Raw genomic sequence first — 18,862 nt, 5'->3', positions numbered from 1 at the left:
TTTAATAATGTTAAGTCTCTTTTATACATGCTGTTGCAAAATTTTCTGCACCACTTGCGCCGCTGCTGAGGAATCTTGTTGCATAAAACAATGACCGCCATCTACTTCTACCAGATGAATATTGGGGTTTAACTTGGCGCACAAACGATACGACTCTTTAAAGTAATCAAAAGTATCTTTCCCCAAAACAATATGAGTTGGTACCGATATTTTCGCAATCTTTTTCCATAGCCCTTTGGGGTAACTTGAAAATATGGCCGCTTCCATCCAGGTGGGGCAACGCAATTGATAATGGCCCTTCTCGTCTTTCAACAAAGAAGAATCAATATAGTCTTCTAGACACTCAGTCTCCCAACCTTTAAAAGTACCACGCTCATAAAAACTCTTATGAACCTGAGCATAACTTTCCCATTGCGTTCTCCGACGACTGGCTTGTTTTGCCAATGGAATATGACGCTTTAAACCTGCAAGTTTTACCCCTCTCATCATCCAAATCAAACGCGGTGGAAATAAAGCAGGATCCAGAAGAACCATACGATTAAAGGGAGAGCGATCACTATGATGGTTCATAAGTATTGTCATACAACCACCAAAACTGTGCCCCATACCAATCAACTCACTTCCAGGCGTCTCCTTTATGCACTGCGATAAAGATGACAAAAAACGTTCAGCAGTTGCATTCCAACCAACAAAGCCTTTGCCTGATGACGACGCACCATGTCCTGCCGCATCTTGTAAAATAAGATTATAACCTTCAAGTTGCGACAAAAATTTACTGTAGGTTTGAACAGCAAAACCATTACCATGAAGAAAATGAATACTCGGCCTATCCATACCTTGATAATGGGAATACCCCTGCAAATGACCTTCTGGCAAAGAATACCGCCAACTTGATAAAACTAACCTTGTCGTTTGATCCATATTCAGCACGCTAAACGCTTACAAAAAAGTAAATACTAACAGAAAAGCCAAATTGAAATGAGGTTAAAGTCGTATTGCATTCACAAACACATTTACTGCTGTATGTTTTTCATTCTATTGACGGTTTTTTTTCTTCACAAACATTCATATTGCGTAATCAAACCGATATAATCAGCTAGATTTTATACTGCAAACTGGACCACATAACCTACCGAACTATTTTTTAGTTTGCGGCTGGATGTGGATATAGGACTATAATGACTACAGCTTCATCTTTTGAAAAAGACGAACTATTAAAATGTGGCCACGGTGAAATGTTTGGCGCAGGTAATGCCCAGCTTCCTGTTGGTAACATGCTAATGATGGATCGCATCACTCATATCTCAGCTGAGGGCGGTGAACATGGCAAAGGCGAAATCATTGCCGAGTTAGACATCCACCCAGATCTTTGGTTTTTCGAATGTCACTTCCCTGGAGACCCCGTCATGCCAGGCTGCCTAGGCTTAGATGCTATGTGGCAGTTGGTAGGTTTCTTCCTTGGATGGAAAGGCAACAAAGGTCGTGGACGCGCGCTTGGCTCAGGTGAAGTAAAATTCACTGGTCAAATCTTACCGACTGCTAAAAAAGTGACCTTCCACATCAACTTAAAACGCGTTATTGAACGTAAGTTGGTAATGGGAATCGCTGACGGCAGCGTGAAAGTAGATGGCCGTGAAATTTACACAGCAAAGGATTTGCGTGTTGGTCTATTTACTTCAACAGAAGACTTCTAGAAGATTAAGATAAAAGAGGCACATTTATGCGTCGTGTAGTAGTAACAGGCTTGGGCATTGTCAGTTGCCTTGGCAATGATAAAGACAGCGTTTTAAACTCGTTGCGCGAGGGCCAATCTGGTATTCGCTTCGCTGAGGATTATAAAGAAAATGGCTTTCGCAGTCATGTTTGTGGACGCATCGATCTTGATGCAGACACCATTGACCGTAAAGTTCGCCGCTTTATGGGTGACGCTGCAACTTACGCTTACGTTTCAATGCAACAAGCCATCACAGATGCAGGCTTAACCGAAGAACAAGTTTCTAACATTCGTACCGGCCTTGTCGCAGGCTCAGGTGGTGCATCAGCGCGAAACCTAGTAGAAGCGGCTGATACATTACGTGAAAAAGGCGTTAAGCGTGTAGGCCCTTACCGTGTTACGCAAACTATGGGCAGTACTGTATCAGCTTGTTTGGCAACGCCTTTCAAAATCAAAGGTGTTAATTACTCCATTACTTCTGCCTGCTCAACCAGTGCACACTGTATTGGTAACGCAATGGAATTAATCCAACTAGGCAAACAAGATATCGTATTTGCTGGTGGTGGCGAAGAAGAAAGCTGGACACAAACTTGTATGTTTGATGCCATGGGCGCACTGTCTTCTAAGTACAATGAAACTCCAGAAAAAGCCTCTCGTGCTTACGACGCAAACCGTGATGGTTTCGTAATTGCAGGCGGCGGCGGTATGTTAGTGATCGAAGAACTTGAACATGCCAAAGCTCGCGGTGCAAAAATCTACGCAGAATTAGTTGGTTACGGTGCAACTTCTGACGGCTACGACATGGTAGCGCCATCCGGTGAAGGTGCTGTACGTTGTATGCAGATGGCGATGAGTACTGTGGACGAAAAAATCGACTACATTAATACTCATGGTACAAGTACTCCAGCGGGTGATATGAAAGAGCTGCAAGCTGTTAACGAAACCTTTGGCAGTGACATCCCACTCGTTAGCTCAACCAAATCTTTGTCTGGCCACTCTTTAGGTGCAGCCGGCGTTCATGAAGCCATTTACTGTCTTCTAATGATGGAAAATGACTTCATTACGGCTTCTGCTAACGTAGAAGAACTTGACCCCGCTGCTGGCAATATCCCGGTGGTGACGACTCGCAAGGACAATGCGAATCTAAACACTATCATGTCAAACAGCTTCGGCTTCGGTGGTACAAACGCCAGTTTGGTATTCAAAAAATACCAAGGCTAAGAAGGCCAAGCAATTAATAAAAAAGCCGCTTATGCGGCTTTTTTATTAATTATTCACTGTGACAACTCTCAACCTAAACAAAACATCAATCTTCACTAAAATTAATCGTCAAAGGTAATAGCATTACCTTTGGGTAAATTTGCCATCTCTGCACGCATCCAACCATCCATTTCATCATGCAACTCTGAAGTTTTCTTTCCGTCAGATTCAATGATAGGACCAACAACAACTCGAATAGTGCCTGGAAATTTACGCCATTTCTTACCGGGCCAAGTGTAACCCGCGTTGTGCACAATCGGCAAAATTGGTGCTTTAGCGGAAGTCGCTAACATAGCTGCTCCTTTATTAAAGGCTTGTGCTTTATTCGGTGCTATGCGCGTTCCCTCTGGAAAAATCAGCACCGAACGGCCATCTTCGATACGTTCTTTGCCCTGACTAATAATCTGTTTCAAAGCATTAGTGCGTTGTGAACGATCAATCGCGATAGGTTGTACCATACGCAGCCCCCAACCAAAGAAAGGCACAGATAACAATTCTTTCTTGAGTACTGTTGATACCGGAGCCATTAGCACCTGCAACAAATAAGTTTCCCATTCACTTTGGTGGTTTGCCACCAATACAAAAGTTCGCTGTCTATCAATGTTTTCCAAACCAACAAATTCTACTCTTACCCCGCAAAGCACGCGGAACATGAATAACAATCCTTTGTTATGAAGATTTAAAACAGGCTGTCGAAATGCCTCTGGCAATAATAGTGTCGCTAAAGGTGCTAATGCACCAAACAGCACGGTCGACAACATGTAATAAACAAAGAAGATACCAGATCCTAACCAAGATCTTAGTGACTGCCCAAAGCCCATGACAAACTTACTCCTCGTTGTCTTTCACTATATATTTCAACTGTTGTTTCAGAGGGTTGGCATACATAGACAGAACCTTGTCACGTAAGTGCTCTGGACAATTTTTTAGATAGTTCGCGAAGGCATTATCCGAACACTCTTTCCCTTGCAGCATGGCAAAGGCTGATTCATTTGTGGACTGAATGGCATAATTGCTAATGATCTGACGATCCACTTCCTCAACGAACTCTTCAGGCGTTTCAAATCCATCGTTAATGACTTCACCAAAAGTCACTACCACTTTACCTTTCTGACCAACAATACCATTTTTGATACTATCTATGTCCTCAAATTCGGCTTTCTCATAGCTACCCGTTGAGGACTTTTGATGCAACTCATTGGCTTTATCAAAGGCACAAGGGTCATATTCATAGGAAATCGATACCGGTACTATTTTTAAGTTTGCCATGGCCTCAGCAAAAGTTTTTTTCTCTTTTTTCTGACTCATGTAAAACATTTTAATAATGGCAGGATCAGTCTGGTCTAAACCGTCTTTAGCACGACCTTCTTTTTGAGCAATCCAAATATTGGCATGATCTTTCGTCAAAGACTCCGTGATATAGGAAGATAACTGACCAAATGCGGCCATCATTTCACGAATACCGTTAGCAGACCGTTTAACAATGAAACTCTTATTCAAACGCATCAAATCCGACACAAAAGGACGACGCAATAAGTTATCACCAATTGCAATACGTACCGTATCCAATCCTGCCAAATACAGACCGTAATTAACAAAAGCGGGATCCATTGCGATGTCTCTGTGGTTTGACAAAAACAAGTAACCCTCGCCCTTTTTTAGTTTTTCAATCCCACGGTATTCTACATTACTGGTGGTGGTTTTAATCATGCGCTCCATGTAATCGGCAACGCGCATTTGAAACTCATGAACATTGGAAATCTTTGCCACCTGACGCTGCAGCGCCAGCTTAACAACTAAAGCTAATGGGCCATTCATCCATTTGGGCCAATTAGCAAAGCGAAAACCAATAATTGTGTTGATAAAATCTGGTGTTGCCACCAGATTCTGTAGCACCTCCGCAACTTCAGCGTCGTTGTAGGGGCGGATATCGTGAAACTGATCCATTTACTTTTCCGTTAGTAAAAACTAATTTACTTTATAATGATTATAGAGATTGAATATCAAAGCCTAAGGTTTCAAGCTCTTCTCGTTTCGAAGCAGAAGAAACAACAGCAAGGTTTTCATTCTCTTGAGTTAAATACGTCTTTGCCACCTGTTGCAATTGCTCAATAGTGACGGCTAAGACTTTCGCTCGAAACGCTTCTCGATAAGCCAGACTTCGTCCGTGCAATTGCACATAGAAATCGCTTTGCGCTTCACCAGCAGGTGATCCAGGTTTATCCATAGAACCAATCACACCTAAGATGGCTTCTTCTAATGCTTCTTCACTATGCTGATTGTTTAACAACCATTCAATAGAAGCATCAAAATCTGCCAAAGTCTCTGTTAATCTTGGGTCGCGATAAGAGTAAAAGCGGAAACTGCCAGTGCCACCATCAAAAGTCGCACCACCGCCATATGCGCCGCCTTGCTCACGAATAGCGCGATGCAAGAAACCGTTGCGCAAGAAGCCACCTAACACAGTTAACGCCGCTACATCTGGGTGTTCACCGAAAGCGGTTTTATAGGCTTTACTGCAGAAATTCACTTGTGTGGATGTCAACCAAGCTAACTTAACTTGTCCCTCTTTCACCGCCAAGGAAAAAGATTGCGATATATCGCCAGCAGACAAATCGGCAAACACCTGCTTTACACACGTCGTAATACTGCCTTCGTGCTGCGCTTCCGCAACCAACAACAACTGTTTCTTAGCCGCCAACAACTTGCCATGCAACCGTTTGAATACCGCTAATACCGCCTCTACGGCAGCGGCATCTTTCTGCATTGCATCATCCAAAGCAATCGCGGCACGAATACCAGTCATACCACCCCAAGCTTCTTGTTGTGCGGCCAAACCAGAAATAGCACTGGACGCCGCTGCCATAGCCAAAGAATGACCTTGCCCTGTAATGGATTGTTCACGACGAGCACGACGCTGAGCCACCAGCTCTTGCAGACGCTCCGTTTCATCAAAACGAACGTGCAACATGGTATCGCGTAACAATTCACTCATCGCCTGAACATTCGGCACCAAAGCTTTAGACGAAAGTACAAAATAACCTTTCACCGCTTGACGATCTGCAAGGCTCGCACGAATGGAATTCGAAGCGCCCAAACCACCACACACTTGCGCCTGCTTTTCTTGCATCGCCAGATAATCTTTATCGCCTACCCCTAACTCTGTCATTACCGACGAGAACAAAGGCAAATAGCTGGTTTCTTCTTCATCTAATTCAGGCAGTTCAATCACCAACTGTAGATACACCAAGCCATTGGTACCCTGCGGATAAAAGGTAATAGGCAAGTTACCCTCTAACTGCTCGTATTCATATTCGGGTAAGCGAGCAGGAACATCTTCAAGACCCACTTTCGGCAAAATGCTCATGTCATCTACTTGTCCTTGACGTTTTTTCAAGGCTTCGCTGCATTCGATGATTTGCTGTTTTTGCTCATTGCTTAAAGAGGCTTTGATACGACTCAAGCGATCTTTTTCTGCTTGATTGCGACGTGCTTCCAAAGCATCGTCTGGACTTAACGTTAAGGTAACTCGGTGAGCATTCGACAAGAGCAAATGCTTAATAAGATTCGGGATGTAATCCGGCGCTTGAACTTTTTTTCGCATATCTGCGATCACAGGGTCCAGATCCAATTGCGCAATCACATCGCCAGAATGCACTGCGGTAGACAAACCCGCTAAAATCAATTGCAAACCATATGGGTAGCTACCACCGCCAATTTCACGCTGGCTTAACTCCAGTTGGTGCAACATAGCGTCAACCATCGCTTGTGGTACGCCTTGTTCTGAGACCTCTTGTAATGTCTTCAAAATTAAGGCTTCTACTCGCTCTGCATCGACACGCTTCACCCCTTCAAGACCACACATGAAACTCATTTCTTTATTCGTATCTTCCAAACCACACAGAGGCGATGGCGCTCTACCAAGTTCTGAGTTTTCCAAAGCACGACGTAATGGTGAAGCACTATTATCAAGTAACACGCTAGATAGGAGTTGCGCTTCAAATTGCTGATTCAAGTCGGTACTTTCACCCAACAACCAACCGACAACAACATGGCTCGCGTCTTCTTTCACTTCATCAGCAGCATAGCCTTCTTCGACCCGCACAGGCGAAAAGTAACGCTTTGCATTTGGCACACTAACTTGTGCTTCAAGGCGCTCAAAGCGACTCAACACTTTGCTTTCAAATGCTTCTTGCAAAGTCTCAGCTGGGATATCACCAAAGGTCATGAATACTGCATTGGAAGGATGATAATGTGTACGGTAAAAAGCCAATAAGTCTTCATAAGACAAATCGGGGATATCAGTAGGCTCACCGCCAGAGTTAAAGTGATAGGTGTTATTCGGGAACAAGTACTTTGTTAGGGTCTGCCACAATACAGAAGTGGTTGAGCTCATGGCGCCTTTCATTTCATTGAACACCACACCCTTGAAGGTCAAATCGGATTCAGGGTTAGTCGGCTCATCAAATTCCAAACGATGACCTTCTTGCGAAAAATCCAATTCGTCCAGACGCGAGAAAAACACCGCATCCAAATACACATCTAATAGATTGTGGAAATCTTTCTTATTTTTACTGGCGAAAGGATAAGCGGTCCAATCAGAGGAGGTAAAAGCATTCATGAAAGTATTCAAAGAACGACGAATCATCATGAAAAAGGGATCACGCACCGGGAATCGTTCAGAACCACATAAAACAGTATGTTCCAAAATATGTGCAACACCGCAAGAATCGGTTGGTACAGTTTTTAACCCCACCAAAAAGACATTCTCATCGTTTTCCGATGCGATATGAAAGTGCTTTGCGCCAGTAACTAAATGCTCGAACTCCTGAACACTGGCGTTCAGAGCGTCAATAAACTCACTGCGAATAAAACGAAACGCAGCATGATGCGCGATGCGATCTGTCATTCTCTACCTCGATAGAATTAGAATACGATGACTCATAAAACCATTACCAAAACGTCACAAAAAGACGTTTTTAAAGTCGCGGAATTATATCAAAAACCTGCATTTACTCCACCAAATAAGCTGTCAGCATTCTGGATAGATTACTGATCTTAGCGTTTTTGATGCCTTTCCCAATTTTCCAAGCGCGCTTTATCACTCTTTTTAAACAACACATATACAGCACCCAAGCCACCGTGATGACGCTGAGCACTATGGAAAGCCATTACTTCATCCATGTCACGCAACCATTTGTTGATATAACTTTTTAACGTGGCTTGATTGTCAGGTGTTCGCTCACCCTTACCATGAACTATGATGCCTACTCGCACATCGTGGTGAACACAATCTTTGGCAAACTGAAATACATCTCGACGCGCCTCCTCTACCGTACGACGGTGTAAGTCCAAACGCGACTCCACACCATATTTACCCTGACGCAGACGTTTAAACACCCCATCTTGCACACCAGAACGCTTATATTCCAACATGTCATTAGGATCAACTCGTTCAACATAATCTTTCGACAAATGATTTTTGTCTTCTTGCTTGGCTTCTAATGCTGCTTTTTGACGAGCAACAAAATCGGCCTCGCCCTGCTTTTTCCCCAAATACACTTCGGTTTTTTGCAACGGACGAATGCCTTTCACTTCCTCAGCAAATAAAGAGAAATCTTCATCCTCAGCCATAAACGACTTACCTCAAAAACGTACCATAGTGTCTTATCTGACAGCCAAATAGGCAAAAGGCTCCCTTGGGAGCCAGTACAATTTGTTTGCGCTTGCTTTAACCGCTGCGCTCACCACAGCGTTACTAACTGCTCATTGCAAGTAATAAGACACGTTTTTTTATGAGAATCATTATAACAGCATAAACAAACGACAACTAATTTTGCTTTGTCATCAGTTAAGCTTTGCACTATAAGATCGCCTAATCACCCGAAATGCACCAAAAACACCCTAAAAAATGAAAAACTTCTTCTAATAAAGCAGAAACAATAGACTTTTGCACTTGGCACAATAAATGCTTTATTTATTTGTGTTCGTACCCTTGGAAAGTCGAACATGACAATTTAACTAAAATAGAGAGCTAGGGTTCCGATATCAATTGATTTTTTGATATGACTGGTCCGAGAGCTTTCGACCTTGATGTTTCAAGGTTACACGGCGGGATAAAAGCCCGGGAGACCACATGGCGATTTTGCCAAGGGTACTCCATGTGTAACTAACAAACTGAAAAGGTGACTCCCTATGAAATTCTCAAAGAATAAAGTACCCGCTCTACTGTTTGCTTTACTCGCTTCCTCCCAAACCTTAGCTAAAGAAGATTTCAAAGTCTGCTGGTCCATTTATGCGGGCTGGATGCCTTGGGCTTACGCGGAGCAATCTGGCATCATTGACAAATGGGCAGACAAATACGACATCAATATTGATGTGGTACAAATCAACGATTACGTTGAATCCATGAACCAGTATACAGCGGGTCAATTTGATGCTTGTACCATGGCTCAAATGGACGCCCTAACCATTCCTGCCGTTGGTGGAGTTGATAGCACAGTGTTAATCGCGGGAGACTTCTCAGATGGTAATGACGCAATCATACTTTATGGTAAAGACAAGCTAGCAGACATCAAAGGCCAAGAAGTCAACTTAGTGGAATACAGTGTCTCGCACTACTTGTTGGCGCGCGGTTTAGAAACCGTCGGCATGAGCGAAAAAGATGTTAAAGTGGTTAATACCTCCGATGCGGACTTAGTTTCTGTATTCGGCACTGGTGATGTTTCTGCTACAGTGACTTGGAACCCTCTGGCTAGCGAAATTCTATCCATGCCAAACACTTATGACGTGTTCAATTCGTCACAAATCCCAGGTGAAATCATTGACGGTTTGATCGTCAATACAGAAACACTAAAAGCCAATCCAGCCTTAGGTAAAGCACTAACAGGCGCTTGGTTTGAAATTATGTCTGCTATGTCAGGCAACAGCGACAGCGCGAAAGAAGTGCGCACCATCATGGCCGAAGCCGCTGAAACGGATTTAGCAGGTTACGATGCTCAGTTGGCTAAAACCCATATGTATTACACCCCAGAAGCAGCATTGGATTTGGTCAACAGCCCTAAATTGGTCGACACCATGAAACATGTCGCGGAATTCTCGTTTGAACACGGCCTTTTAGGTGAAGGCGCTCCTAGCGCAGATATTGTTGGTATCGAAATGCCTGCTGGCACCTATGGTGATACTAATAACATCAAACTGCGTTTCGACAATACCTATATGCAAATGGCTGCCGACGGAAAACTATAGTCTGTTATCAACGCGCTTTGTCATCAGACGAAGCGCGTTATTTTGGGCCATTGCTGAAAGGCATTATTATGAAAAAGTTCGTTAATTACTCTCCATCTCCCGTCAGTCGAGTGCTATTAGGCTTGTTGCCTTTTGTCCTTTTACTGATTGTTTATATGATGGGCTCCGAAGCTCGTTTGGCAATCAATCCTAGCGACAAGCTTTTACCATCATTTGGACAAATGGGCGAAGCCATTTATCGTTTAGCTTTTGAACCGAGTCGTCGCACTGGCGACTATGTTTTTTGGCAAGACACCCTAAGCAGCTTAATTCGTTTATTTTCAGGCGTTGCCATCGCCGCCCTGTTTGGTTTATGCGTTGGACTGCTCACTGGCGCACTGCCCGCTATTAATGCCATGTTCGCGCCGCTTTTGACGGTCATTTCTTTGATTCCACCATTAGCTGTGTTGCCCATTTTGTTCATCATTATTGGCTTAGGCGAAGCGTCAAAAATCACTCTCATCGCGATTGGAGTAGCCCCCTTTATCGCCCGAGACATACAGAGACGAACACAAGAAATTCCCAGCGAGCAATTAGTCAAAGCACAAACCTTAGGTGCCAGCACAAGCCAGTTATTAATTCGCGTGCTATTGCCACAAGTCATGCCAAAATTGATTGACGCGGTGCGTCTGTCATTGGGGGCGGGCTGGCTATTTTTGATTGCCGCGGAAGCCATCTCATCTACTGATGGCTTGGGGTATCGTATCTTTCTAGTAAGACGTTACTTATCGATGGACATTATTCTGCCTTATGTGGCGTGGATTACCCTGCTGGCTTTTCTGATTGATTATCTACTCAGCGCAATCAACAGCCGACTCTATCCTTGGAACCTGGAGGCGAAATCATGAATCCCCCTTTGATCGACGCTCAAAATCTAGGTAAAGAATACGGTCAAGACGTGATATTGGAAAAGGTGACAACTCAAGTTTATGAAGGGGAATTCATTACCCTAGTAGGTGCCTCAGGTTGTGGCAAAAGCACTTTCCTGAAAATGATTCTTGGCACAGAGCAAGCTTCATCCGGATCGTTATTATTGGACGGTGCCGCTATTCCGACCGAACCAGGCCCAGATCGTGGCATCGTGTTTCAGCAATATTCGGTGTTTCCGCACATGACGGTGTTGGACAATGTGGTCGCCGCAAAAGGCTTCCAAAAAGCTTCTTTAACTGGACACCTATTTGGCAAGGAAAAAAAACAAGCCCAACAAGAAGCCGCTGAGATTTTACAACAAGTCGGATTAGAGCACGCTCTTAAACGTTACCCTCATGAATTATCCGGTGGCATGAAACAACGTCTGGCCATCGCCCAAGCCATTATTTGCAAGCCCCGTATTTTGCTGTTGGACGAGCCGTTTGGCGCACTGGATCCCGGGATTCGTGGTGATATGCACAAGCTGATATTGGATCTTTGGCAAACCCATAAGCTGACCATTTTCATGGTCACTCACGATTTAAAAGAAGGCTTTTACTTAGGCACACGCTTATGGGTGTTTGACAAGATTCGTCATGATGCTCAAGCCCCTAACGCCTATGGTGCTTCCATTACTTATGACTTACCCGTTAGTAGCACACAAGCTCAGTTATACGACGAGATCCATCAACAGATGACACATAAAACGGTATAAGGCGTCCCAACATTTGACGCCATTACGACAAGGAGAACCCATGAAACAATATGAAACCGTTATTCCTCCAGCCAGCCATTGGTCTTTGCGTGTACGTCGCGGCACACAAATTACCTTTACCGACCTAGAGGGCGGTGCCAACTTAGGCATGGTTTTTTACAACCCAGAAAATCTATTAGAAGCCTACAACGCACCTGATACCTTAAAAGGCCAACATACCTTCAAACTAACCAAAGGCCACTGCTTGTATTCCGATATGGGACGTATTTTTGCGTCCATTACGGAGGATTCTCTTGGCTGGCACGAAACCGTTTGTGGGAACAGTCACGCCTCTCATGTAGAGGCACGCTGGGGTGAACGCGATTACCAAAAGGATCGCAATGATTGGCATCAAAATGGTCATGACGCCATGCTGGTCGAAATGACCAAATACGGTCTGACGCAAGCCAATCTAGTGGCAAACCTCAATCTATTCAGCAAGGTCAGCACAGACGACTATGGCGCCATGTCATTAGTCGAAAACCACAGTCAAGCGGGCGACAAAGTAACTTTACGCTTTGAGATGGATACCTTGGTCATACTACACACCTGCCCACATCCATTAAGCCAAGCCGCGAGTTACCCGCGCAAACCCGTTGCCCTGTTAATGGAAAAAGCCGCTCCAGTAGCGGATGACGATTTCTGCAAAAATTCACGCCCAGAAAACCAACGAGGCTTTGCCAACAACGCTCTTTATCACTTTGGATTGGAGGCCTAATCATGATCAAAGAAAGTCAATTTGACCCTCAAAAAGCCAATCAACAATATACAGTCGACTCAGGCGATTACTTCATTCGCTATCTTCCTGCGGGAACCACTTTTCGCTTTGTGGACCTAGAAGGCAACCAAGCAGCAGATACGTTATTTTTTAATGCGGCTAATCCCGCTGAGCGCTACAGCGCTGTAGACACGATACGCGAGCAGGGTAATGTCTATTTAACTGCAGGATCGCAACTGCGCTCCAATGAAAATCAGATCATGCTGGAAATCGTTGCCGACACCTGTGGTCGTCACGATACATTAGGCGGAGCCTGTGCGACAGAAAGTAATACCGTGCGTTATGACTTAGAAAAACGCTGTATGCACGCATGTCGTGACAGCTGGATGCTGGCCATCGCTGAAAACCCTGAATTTGGCTTAGAGAAATGCGACATTGCTCATAACGTCAATTTCTTTATGAATGTGCCTGTGACCAGCAGTGGTGGTCTCACTTTTGAAGACGGTATTTCCGCACCAGGCAAATACGTCGAAATGCAAGCCCATATGGATTTGGTGGTACTGATTTCCAATTGCCCGCAACTCAACAATCCATGTAATGGCTACAATCCAACACCGATTCAAGTATTAGTGTGGGAAGCAAAAAACTAATTTTTTCCTAGTTACTCACTTAATGGACGACCATTGAGTTGCTTATTTAACCGGGACGACCCGGAAAAGGTTAAAACATGTTTCACACTGTCTTGATTGCAAATCGTGGAGCAATTGCCGTACGTATTATTCGTACGCTCAAACGCATGCAAATAAAAGCCATTGCTGTGTATGCGGAATCCGATGCCCAAAGCCGTCATGTCAAACTGGCTGATGAAGCTTACTCTCTCGGCGAAGGCGCGGCCAGCGATACCTATCTGAATGTCGATAAAATTCTGACTATAGCCAAGCAGTCTGGTGCTCAAGCCATTCATCCAGGTTACGGATTTCTCAGCGAAAATGCTGCTTTTGTGCGCCAATGTGAAGGGCAAGATATCGCTTTTATCGGCCCTACTGACGAGCAAATGCTGGCCTTTGGACTGAAGCACCGCGCCCGAGAGTTGGCCCTTCAAGCCGACGTGCCATTACTGCCGGGATCAGACTTATTACAAGACCTAGACAGCGCTCGCCTAACGGCCCAACAGATAGGTTATCCAGTGATGCTCAAAAGCACCGCTGGTGGTGGCGGCATTGGCATGCAGCTTTGCCATAATGAAACGGAACTCAATGCTAGCTTTGATTCCGTCAAACGTCTTGGTGCCAGCAATTTTGCCGATGATGGCGTGTTTTTAGAAAAGTTCATCGCCCGTGCTCGACACATAGAAGTACAAATATTTGCCGATGGACAAGGTGGTGCCTTAGCACTGGGGGAGCGCGACTGCTCCAGTCAACGTCGTAACCAGAAAGTCGTTGAAGAATGTCCGGCACCCAACCTAAGCGACGCCGTGCGCAACCAACTACACCAAACCGCCGAATCCTTACTGTCTTCGGTTAAATATCGTAATGCAGGCACGGTGGAATTCATTTATGACATGGAAAGCGAACAGTTTTACTTCCTAGAAGTAAATACTCGCTTACAAGTTGAGCACGGCGTCACCGAAGAAGTGTATGGCATTGATTTGGTAGAATGGATGGTTCGCTTAGCCGCCAATGAAACAATGGATTTAGCGTCTTTAGGCGCATCATTAAATCCACAAGGTCATGCCATTCAAGTGCGACTGTATGCGGAAGACCCTTACAAAGACTTCCAGCCAAGCCCTGGCTTACTCAGCTATGTTGATCTCCCCAGTTCCTATTTTGACGCCCCAAAAGCCGAACTCGACCACAAGGTGCGAATTGACCATTGGGTAGCAACAGGCCTACAGATTTCGCCTTATTTTGATCCTATGATCGCCAAAGTCATCGTCCATCAACAAAACCGCGAGCAAGCTCTTAGCGCATTACAAGCCACCCTAGACGATTGCACCTTGTATGGCACACAAACCAATCTCGACTACCTAAAACACCTACTAAAAGACCCAGCCCTGATCAAAGGTGAAGTGAGCACACGCTACCTGAACGACTTTCGTTATCAGCCAAAGCGTATTGATGTGCTCAGTGGTGGCACACTTACCACCTTGCAAGATTTTCCCGGTCGTCAGCATCATTGGAATGTGGGTGTACCGCCCTCAGGTCCATTTGATAACTATCACAGTCGTTTAGCCAACCGCATCTTGGGCAATGATATCGGGGCTGCCACCATGGAAATCACCCTACAAGGCCCAAGTTTGCAATTCAGTTTTGCTACTGAAATTGCCTTAGTTGGAGCACAAATCGACGCCAAACTGGATGGGAACACTGTCGCACTACATCAGCCAATCAAGGTAGCAGCAGGCCAAACCCTCAACTTAGGCCGCATTCGTGACACAGGTGCGCGTTGTTATTTGGCGGTATCAGGTGGTTTTGATTGCCCTGATTATTTGGGGTCTAAATCCACCTTTACCTTAGGGCAATTTGGTGGTCACAATGGTCGCGCCATACAAACTGGTGACGTACTCATCAGCGGCTTACCAAATGCGAAGCAAGTCAGCCAGGCCATTGAGCAAAGTCTGCTGCCCAGCATAGGCCACCAGCATGAGATTCGCGTCATCTACGGCCCTCATGGCAGCCCTGATTTTTTTACCCCAGAAGACATTAGCACCTTCTTTGCTACTGACTGGGAAATTCACTACAACTCCAGCCGAACTGGCGTACGCTTAATTGGCCCTAAGCCCAAATGGGCACGAGAAAATGGTGGTGAAGCTGGGTTACACCCATCCAACATCCATGACAATGCTTATGCTTTTGGCAGCATAGATTTTACCGGTGATATGCCAGTTATTCTTGGTCCAGATGGCCCGTCCTTAGGGGGTTTTGTTTGCCCTGCCACTGTGATCACAGCGGATTTGTGGAAACTTGGACAATTACGTGCGGGCGATAAAGTACGCTTTATTCCTGTCACCATCGAAGATGCCGTGGCGCTTGAGGCCGAGCAAATCGCCAGCCTACAGAGTTTAAGCCAGCCCAAGCTCAATGTCTCGGCTTGTGACCTTGGCTCCCCCATTCTGAAAACTCTCAGTGCCGACGAGTTTGGTGACGACATAGTGTATCGCGCCGCAGGGGATCACTTTTTGTTGGTGGAATATGGCGAGCAGATGCTGGACATTCGTCTGCGTTTTCGTGCCCATGCCCTCATGCAGTGGTTAGAGAAGCATCCTTTCACTGGCATGAAAGAACTCACGCCCGGCATACGCTCCTTGCAAATTCACTATGACAGCCAACAGATTGCTTATCAGGATTTGCTGGCACTACTTGAGACAGCAGAACGCAACCTTAGTGCCACTTTGGCAGAGCTGAGCGTGCCATCGCGCACCGTCTATTTGCCCTTATCTTGGGACGACAAAGCTTGCCAAGAAGCCATTGATAAATACGCACAATCGGTTCGTTCGAATGCTCCATGGTGTCCAAGCAATCTTGAATTCATTAGACGTATCAATGGGTTAGAAAGCATAGATAAGGTGAAAGACATAGTTTTTAACGCCAGCTATTTGGTCATGGGCTTAGGCGATGTGTACCTCGGCGCGCCGGTTGCTACCCCTATTGACCCAAGACACCGACTGGTGACCACCAAATACAACCCCGCGCGAACATGGACAGCGGAAAACTCCGTTGGCATCGGTGGCTCTTACCTCTGTGTTTACGGCATGGAAGGCCCGGGTGGCTATCAGTTTGTCGGACGCACCTTGCAAATGTGGAATCGCTACCGTCAAACCAGCGCCTTTAGCAAACCTTGGCTGTTACGCTTCTTCGATCAGATTCGTTTCTATCCGGTTAGCCATGAAGAATTACAGCAAATTCGAACGGATTTCCCTCATGACAACTACCAGATTCGCATTGAAGAAAGCCAATTTTCCTTGTCTGACTACGAGGCCTTTGTGGAAGCCAATGCCACTTCTATTGATGAATTCAAAGCCTCCAGAAATGCCGCTTTTGCCGAAGAACTGGCACGTTGGCATGCCAATGGTCAATTTCATTTTGACGAACAAGAAGCCACCAGCCAAGACACAGAGGTCACCTGGAGCGAAGACGCTATCGTCATCGACAGCCCTGTCTCGGGCAGTGTCTGGCAGACCCAAGTAGTGACTGGCGAGTCCGTGAAAGCGGGACAAGTCTTGGTCATTCTCGAATCCATGAAGATGGAAATTCCACTCCATGCCAGCTGTGATGGTGTGGTCTCTGAAATGTTATTAAACAATGGTAGTCGCGTAAATGCAGGACAAGCTGTTGTGGTATTGGAGGAACAAGCATGAGTATTATCGCACCACTAAAAAACGTTACCGACATGGGATTTGACGCCCTGCGAACCGCTTATCAAACAGGCCAATTCACCCCAGAACAAGTGATGCAGGACATTCGTCGTCGCGCCACCGAATTCGATACTTATAACATCTGGATTCACTTACTTAGCGAAGAAGAACAAGCCACTTACCTAAAAGGTTTACAATACAAAGACATGGACTCGCATCCTCTATGGGGCATTCCCTTTGCTATCAAGGACAACATTGATCTGGCTGGCATTCCAACCACCGCCGCTTGTCCTGAATTTGCCTACACACCAGCAGAAACGGCACAAGTGGTTCAGCAACTTATCGACGCCGGAGCCATTCCCGTTGGCAAAACCAATCTGGATCAATTTGCCACTGGCATTAATGGCACTCGTTCACCGTACGGCGCTGGGCATAACGCCTTCGACTTTGACTATGTCAGCGGCGGCTCCAGCGCAGGCTCTTCAACAGCAGTGGCATTAGGCTTAGCCAGCTTCAGTTTAGGCACAGACACCGCTGGATCGGGGCGTATTCCTGCGGGTTTCAACAACCTCATTGGAGTGAAACCCAGCATAGGTTTATTGTCTGCTAAGGGCATGTTACCTGCGTGTCGTAGTCTCGACTGCATGACCATCTTTGCCTACAACACAGACGACGCCAATACCGCCTTGGCCGTTGCCGAAGGCTATGACATTCGCGATGGCTATAGCCGCCCCAACCCATTTGATAATCAAGCAAGACACTATGGTTTACGCCAAGGTAAATTGACCGTCGGTGTGATCCCATCCTCCCAGCTGAAATTTTATGGTGATAAGGGTTACCAAAAAGCTTACTCAGATACCTTAGCCAAACTCAGCGAAGCAGGCTTCCACTTCAAAGAAATCGACTTTTCCCCTTTTGATGAAGTGGCAAAATTACTCTATGAAGGCCCTTGGGTTGCCGAACGCTACCTCGCCACCCAACCTTTGATTGACGACAACCCAGAAGCCGTGTTCCCCGCCGTGCGAGAAATCATTGCACCCGGTGGCAAACCACCAGCAACGGCATTATTCAAAGCGCAATATCGCATCAATGATCTCAAACAAATTTGCCTAGCGCAGCTAGCTGGAGTGGATTGCATTCTGACGCCAACCGCCGGAACCCACTTCACCATCGAAGAAATGTTGGCAGAACCCATCAAGCGCAACAGTGAACTGGGCTACTACACTAACTTCATGAATTTGCTCGATTTTGCCGCGATTGCCGTACCCGGCGTGATGACAGAAGCTGGCATGCCGTTTGGTATTACCCTATTCGGGCCAACCTTCAGTGATCGTAGATTATTGTCCATTGCTAATCGTGTACAGCGTGCTATTCCACTCAATAAAGGCGCGTTAGACATGACAGCTGTGCCAACCAATGACACACCCGTTGGCCAGACGGACACCATAGACGTGATGGTGTGTGGCGCACACTTGTCAGGTCAGCCACTCAATTGGCAACTTAGCGAACACGGCGCGCAACTCAAAGTCCAAACCACCACAGCGACCAGCTACCGTATGTACGCTTTGGCTGGCGGCCCGCCTTATCGCCCCGGACTCATCCTCGATGCCGAACAAGGACAAGCCATTGAGGTCGAAGTCTGGTCGGTGCCGAGCGCCCATTTTGGTAGCTTTGTAGCGGGCATCCCAGCGCCACTGGGCATAGGCAAAGTGCAACTCGCCGACGGCAGCTCAGTATCAGGTTTCATCTGCGAACCTTATGCCATCGCAGACGCCACCGATATCACCCACTTCGGCGGCTGGCGCAGCTACTTGGCGAGTTTGAAATAACTCCGGATTGATAGAGTCAGGAAAGCAAAAAGCCTTC

General features: G+C 45.9%; 14 protein-coding genes and 1 riboswitch. Of the genes, 9 read left to right on the top strand and 5 right to left on the bottom strand.

The annotated features are described in order from the left end of the window. Window positions 1-21 precede the first annotated feature (21 nt). Window positions 22-921 (bottom strand): alpha/beta fold hydrolase, encoded by a 900-nt coding sequence (locus tag ABXS85_RS12850; protein WP_353666920.1) that lies wholly within the window; start codon window positions 919-921, stop codon window positions 22-24. A gap of 257 nt (window positions 922-1,178) precedes the next feature. Here ABXS85_RS12850 and fabA point away from each other — a divergent pair, with 257 nt between their 5' ends. Together fabA and fabB are read left to right on the top strand one after the other, a co-directional pair. After that, window positions 1,179-1,694: a bifunctional 3-hydroxydecanoyl-ACP dehydratase/trans-2-decenoyl-ACP isomerase gene (gene fabA, locus ABXS85_RS12845; protein WP_353666919.1), complete on the top strand. Its 516-nt coding sequence runs from the start codon at window positions 1,179-1,181 to the stop codon at window positions 1,692-1,694. Window positions 1,695-1,720: 26 nt separating this feature from the next. Continuing rightward, complete coding sequence (gene fabB, locus ABXS85_RS12840; protein ID WP_353666918.1) at window positions 1,721-2,935, top strand: beta-ketoacyl-ACP synthase I; 1,215 nt, start codon at window positions 1,721-1,723, stop codon at window positions 2,933-2,935. Window positions 2,936-3,036: 101 nt separating this feature from the next. Here fabB and ABXS85_RS12835 read toward each other — a convergent pair whose 3' ends face one another. The 4 genes from ABXS85_RS12835 to smrA form a co-directional block, all read right to left on the bottom strand. Beyond that, complete coding sequence (locus ABXS85_RS12835; protein ID WP_353666917.1) at window positions 3,037-3,795, bottom strand: lysophospholipid acyltransferase family protein; 759 nt, start codon at window positions 3,793-3,795, stop codon at window positions 3,037-3,039. A gap of 7 nt (window positions 3,796-3,802) precedes the next feature. Then, window positions 3,803-4,921 (bottom strand): 1-acyl-sn-glycerol-3-phosphate acyltransferase, encoded by a 1,119-nt coding sequence (locus ABXS85_RS12830; protein WP_353666916.1) that lies wholly within the window; start codon window positions 4,919-4,921, stop codon window positions 3,803-3,805. A gap of 40 nt (window positions 4,922-4,961) precedes the next feature. Beyond that, a complete protein-coding gene (locus tag ABXS85_RS12825; RefSeq protein ID WP_353666915.1) occupies window positions 4,962-7,883 on the bottom strand; it encodes an insulinase family protein in 2,922 nt (973 codons plus the stop codon). Window positions 7,884-8,032: 149 nt separating this feature from the next. Then, window positions 8,033-8,608, bottom strand: a complete 576-nt coding sequence (gene smrA / locus ABXS85_RS12820; RefSeq protein WP_353666914.1) for a DNA endonuclease SmrA — start codon at window positions 8,606-8,608, stop codon at window positions 8,033-8,035. Window positions 8,609-8,997: 389 nt separating this feature from the next. After that, a riboswitch (guanidine-I (ykkC/yxkD leader) is annotated at window positions 8,998-9,107 on the top strand. Between the two features lie 62 nt (window positions 9,108-9,169). Here smrA and ABXS85_RS12815 point away from each other — a divergent pair. The 7 genes from ABXS85_RS12815 (at window position 9,170) to atzF (ending at window position 18,825) form a co-directional block, all read left to right on the top strand. Next, on the top strand, window positions 9,170-10,222 hold the full coding sequence (locus ABXS85_RS12815) for a putative urea ABC transporter substrate-binding protein (protein ID WP_353666913.1): 1,053 nt from the start codon (window positions 9,170-9,172) through the stop codon (window positions 10,220-10,222). Window positions 10,223-10,290: 68 nt separating this feature from the next. Beyond that, window positions 10,291-11,109, top strand: coding sequence for an ABC transporter permease (locus ABXS85_RS12810; RefSeq protein WP_353666912.1), 819 nt, complete (start codon window positions 10,291-10,293; stop codon window positions 11,107-11,109). Further along, the gene (locus ABXS85_RS12805; protein WP_353666911.1) at window positions 11,106-11,885 is read left to right on the top strand and encodes an ABC transporter ATP-binding protein; all 780 of its coding nucleotides are present in this window, start codon (window positions 11,106-11,108) and stop codon (window positions 11,883-11,885) included. Before ABXS85_RS12810 ends, ABXS85_RS12805 begins: the two co-directional genes overlap by 4 nt. A 40-nt stretch (window positions 11,886-11,925) precedes the next feature. Further along, complete coding sequence (locus ABXS85_RS12800) at window positions 11,926-12,642, top strand: urea amidolyase associated protein UAAP1 (protein WP_353666910.1); 717 nt, start codon at window positions 11,926-11,928, stop codon at window positions 12,640-12,642. Between the two features lie 2 nt (window positions 12,643-12,644). Further along, window positions 12,645-13,292 carry an urea amidolyase associated protein UAAP2 gene (locus tag ABXS85_RS12795; RefSeq protein WP_353666909.1) on the top strand — a complete coding sequence of 216 codons (648 nt, stop codon included), beginning with the start codon at window positions 12,645-12,647 and terminating at the stop codon, window positions 13,290-13,292. Between the two features lie 77 nt (window positions 13,293-13,369). Beyond that, the gene (gene uca / locus ABXS85_RS12790; RefSeq protein ID WP_353666908.1) at window positions 13,370-16,999 is read left to right on the top strand and encodes an urea carboxylase; all 3,630 of its coding nucleotides are present in this window, start codon (window positions 13,370-13,372) and stop codon (window positions 16,997-16,999) included. Next, on the top strand, window positions 16,996-18,825 hold the full coding sequence (atzF, locus tag ABXS85_RS12785; RefSeq protein WP_353666907.1) for an allophanate hydrolase: 1,830 nt from the start codon (window positions 16,996-16,998) through the stop codon (window positions 18,823-18,825). Before uca ends, atzF begins: the two co-directional genes overlap by 4 nt. Window positions 18,826-18,862 lie beyond the last annotated feature (37 nt).

The sequence above is a fragment of the Marinomonas sp. THO17 genome, assembly GCF_040436405.1.
In the GTDB taxonomy this organism is placed as follows: domain Bacteria; phylum Pseudomonadota; class Gammaproteobacteria; order Pseudomonadales; family Marinomonadaceae; genus Marinomonas.
This window is presented reverse-complemented; position numbering and strand designations above follow the sequence as displayed.

Excerpts from the sequence above, each read along its gene's own strand:
- ABXS85_RS12850 (WP_353666920.1), bottom strand. The coding sequence starts at position 921 with ATGGATCAAACGACAAGGTTAGTTTTATCAAGTTGGCGGTATTCTTTG.
- fabA (WP_353666919.1), top strand. The coding sequence starts at position 1,179 with ATGACTACAGCTTCATCTTTTGAAAAAGACGAACTATTAAAATGTGGC.
- fabB (WP_353666918.1), top strand. The coding sequence starts at position 1,721 with ATGCGTCGTGTAGTAGTAACAGGCTTGGGCATTGTCAGTTGCCTTGGC.
- ABXS85_RS12835 (WP_353666917.1), bottom strand. The coding sequence starts at position 3,795 with ATGGGCTTTGGGCAGTCACTAAGATCTTGGTTAGGATCTGGTATCTTC.
- ABXS85_RS12830 (WP_353666916.1), bottom strand. The coding sequence starts at position 4,921 with ATGGATCAGTTTCACGATATCCGCCCCTACAACGACGCTGAAGTTGCG.
- ABXS85_RS12825 (WP_353666915.1), bottom strand. The coding sequence starts at position 7,883 with ATGACAGATCGCATCGCGCATCATGCTGCGTTTCGTTTTATTCGCAGT.
- smrA (WP_353666914.1), bottom strand. The coding sequence starts at position 8,608 with ATGGCTGAGGATGAAGATTTCTCTTTATTTGCTGAGGAAGTGAAAGGC.
- ABXS85_RS12815 (WP_353666913.1), top strand. The coding sequence starts at position 9,170 with ATGAAATTCTCAAAGAATAAAGTACCCGCTCTACTGTTTGCTTTACTC.
- ABXS85_RS12810 (WP_353666912.1), top strand. The coding sequence starts at position 10,291 with ATGAAAAAGTTCGTTAATTACTCTCCATCTCCCGTCAGTCGAGTGCTA.
- ABXS85_RS12805 (WP_353666911.1), top strand. The coding sequence starts at position 11,106 with ATGAATCCCCCTTTGATCGACGCTCAAAATCTAGGTAAAGAATACGGT.
- ABXS85_RS12800 (WP_353666910.1), top strand. The coding sequence starts at position 11,926 with ATGAAACAATATGAAACCGTTATTCCTCCAGCCAGCCATTGGTCTTTG.
- ABXS85_RS12795 (WP_353666909.1), top strand. The coding sequence starts at position 12,645 with ATGATCAAAGAAAGTCAATTTGACCCTCAAAAAGCCAATCAACAATAT.
- uca (WP_353666908.1), top strand. The coding sequence starts at position 13,370 with ATGTTTCACACTGTCTTGATTGCAAATCGTGGAGCAATTGCCGTACGT.
- atzF (WP_353666907.1), top strand. The coding sequence starts at position 16,996 with ATGAGTATTATCGCACCACTAAAAAACGTTACCGACATGGGATTTGAC.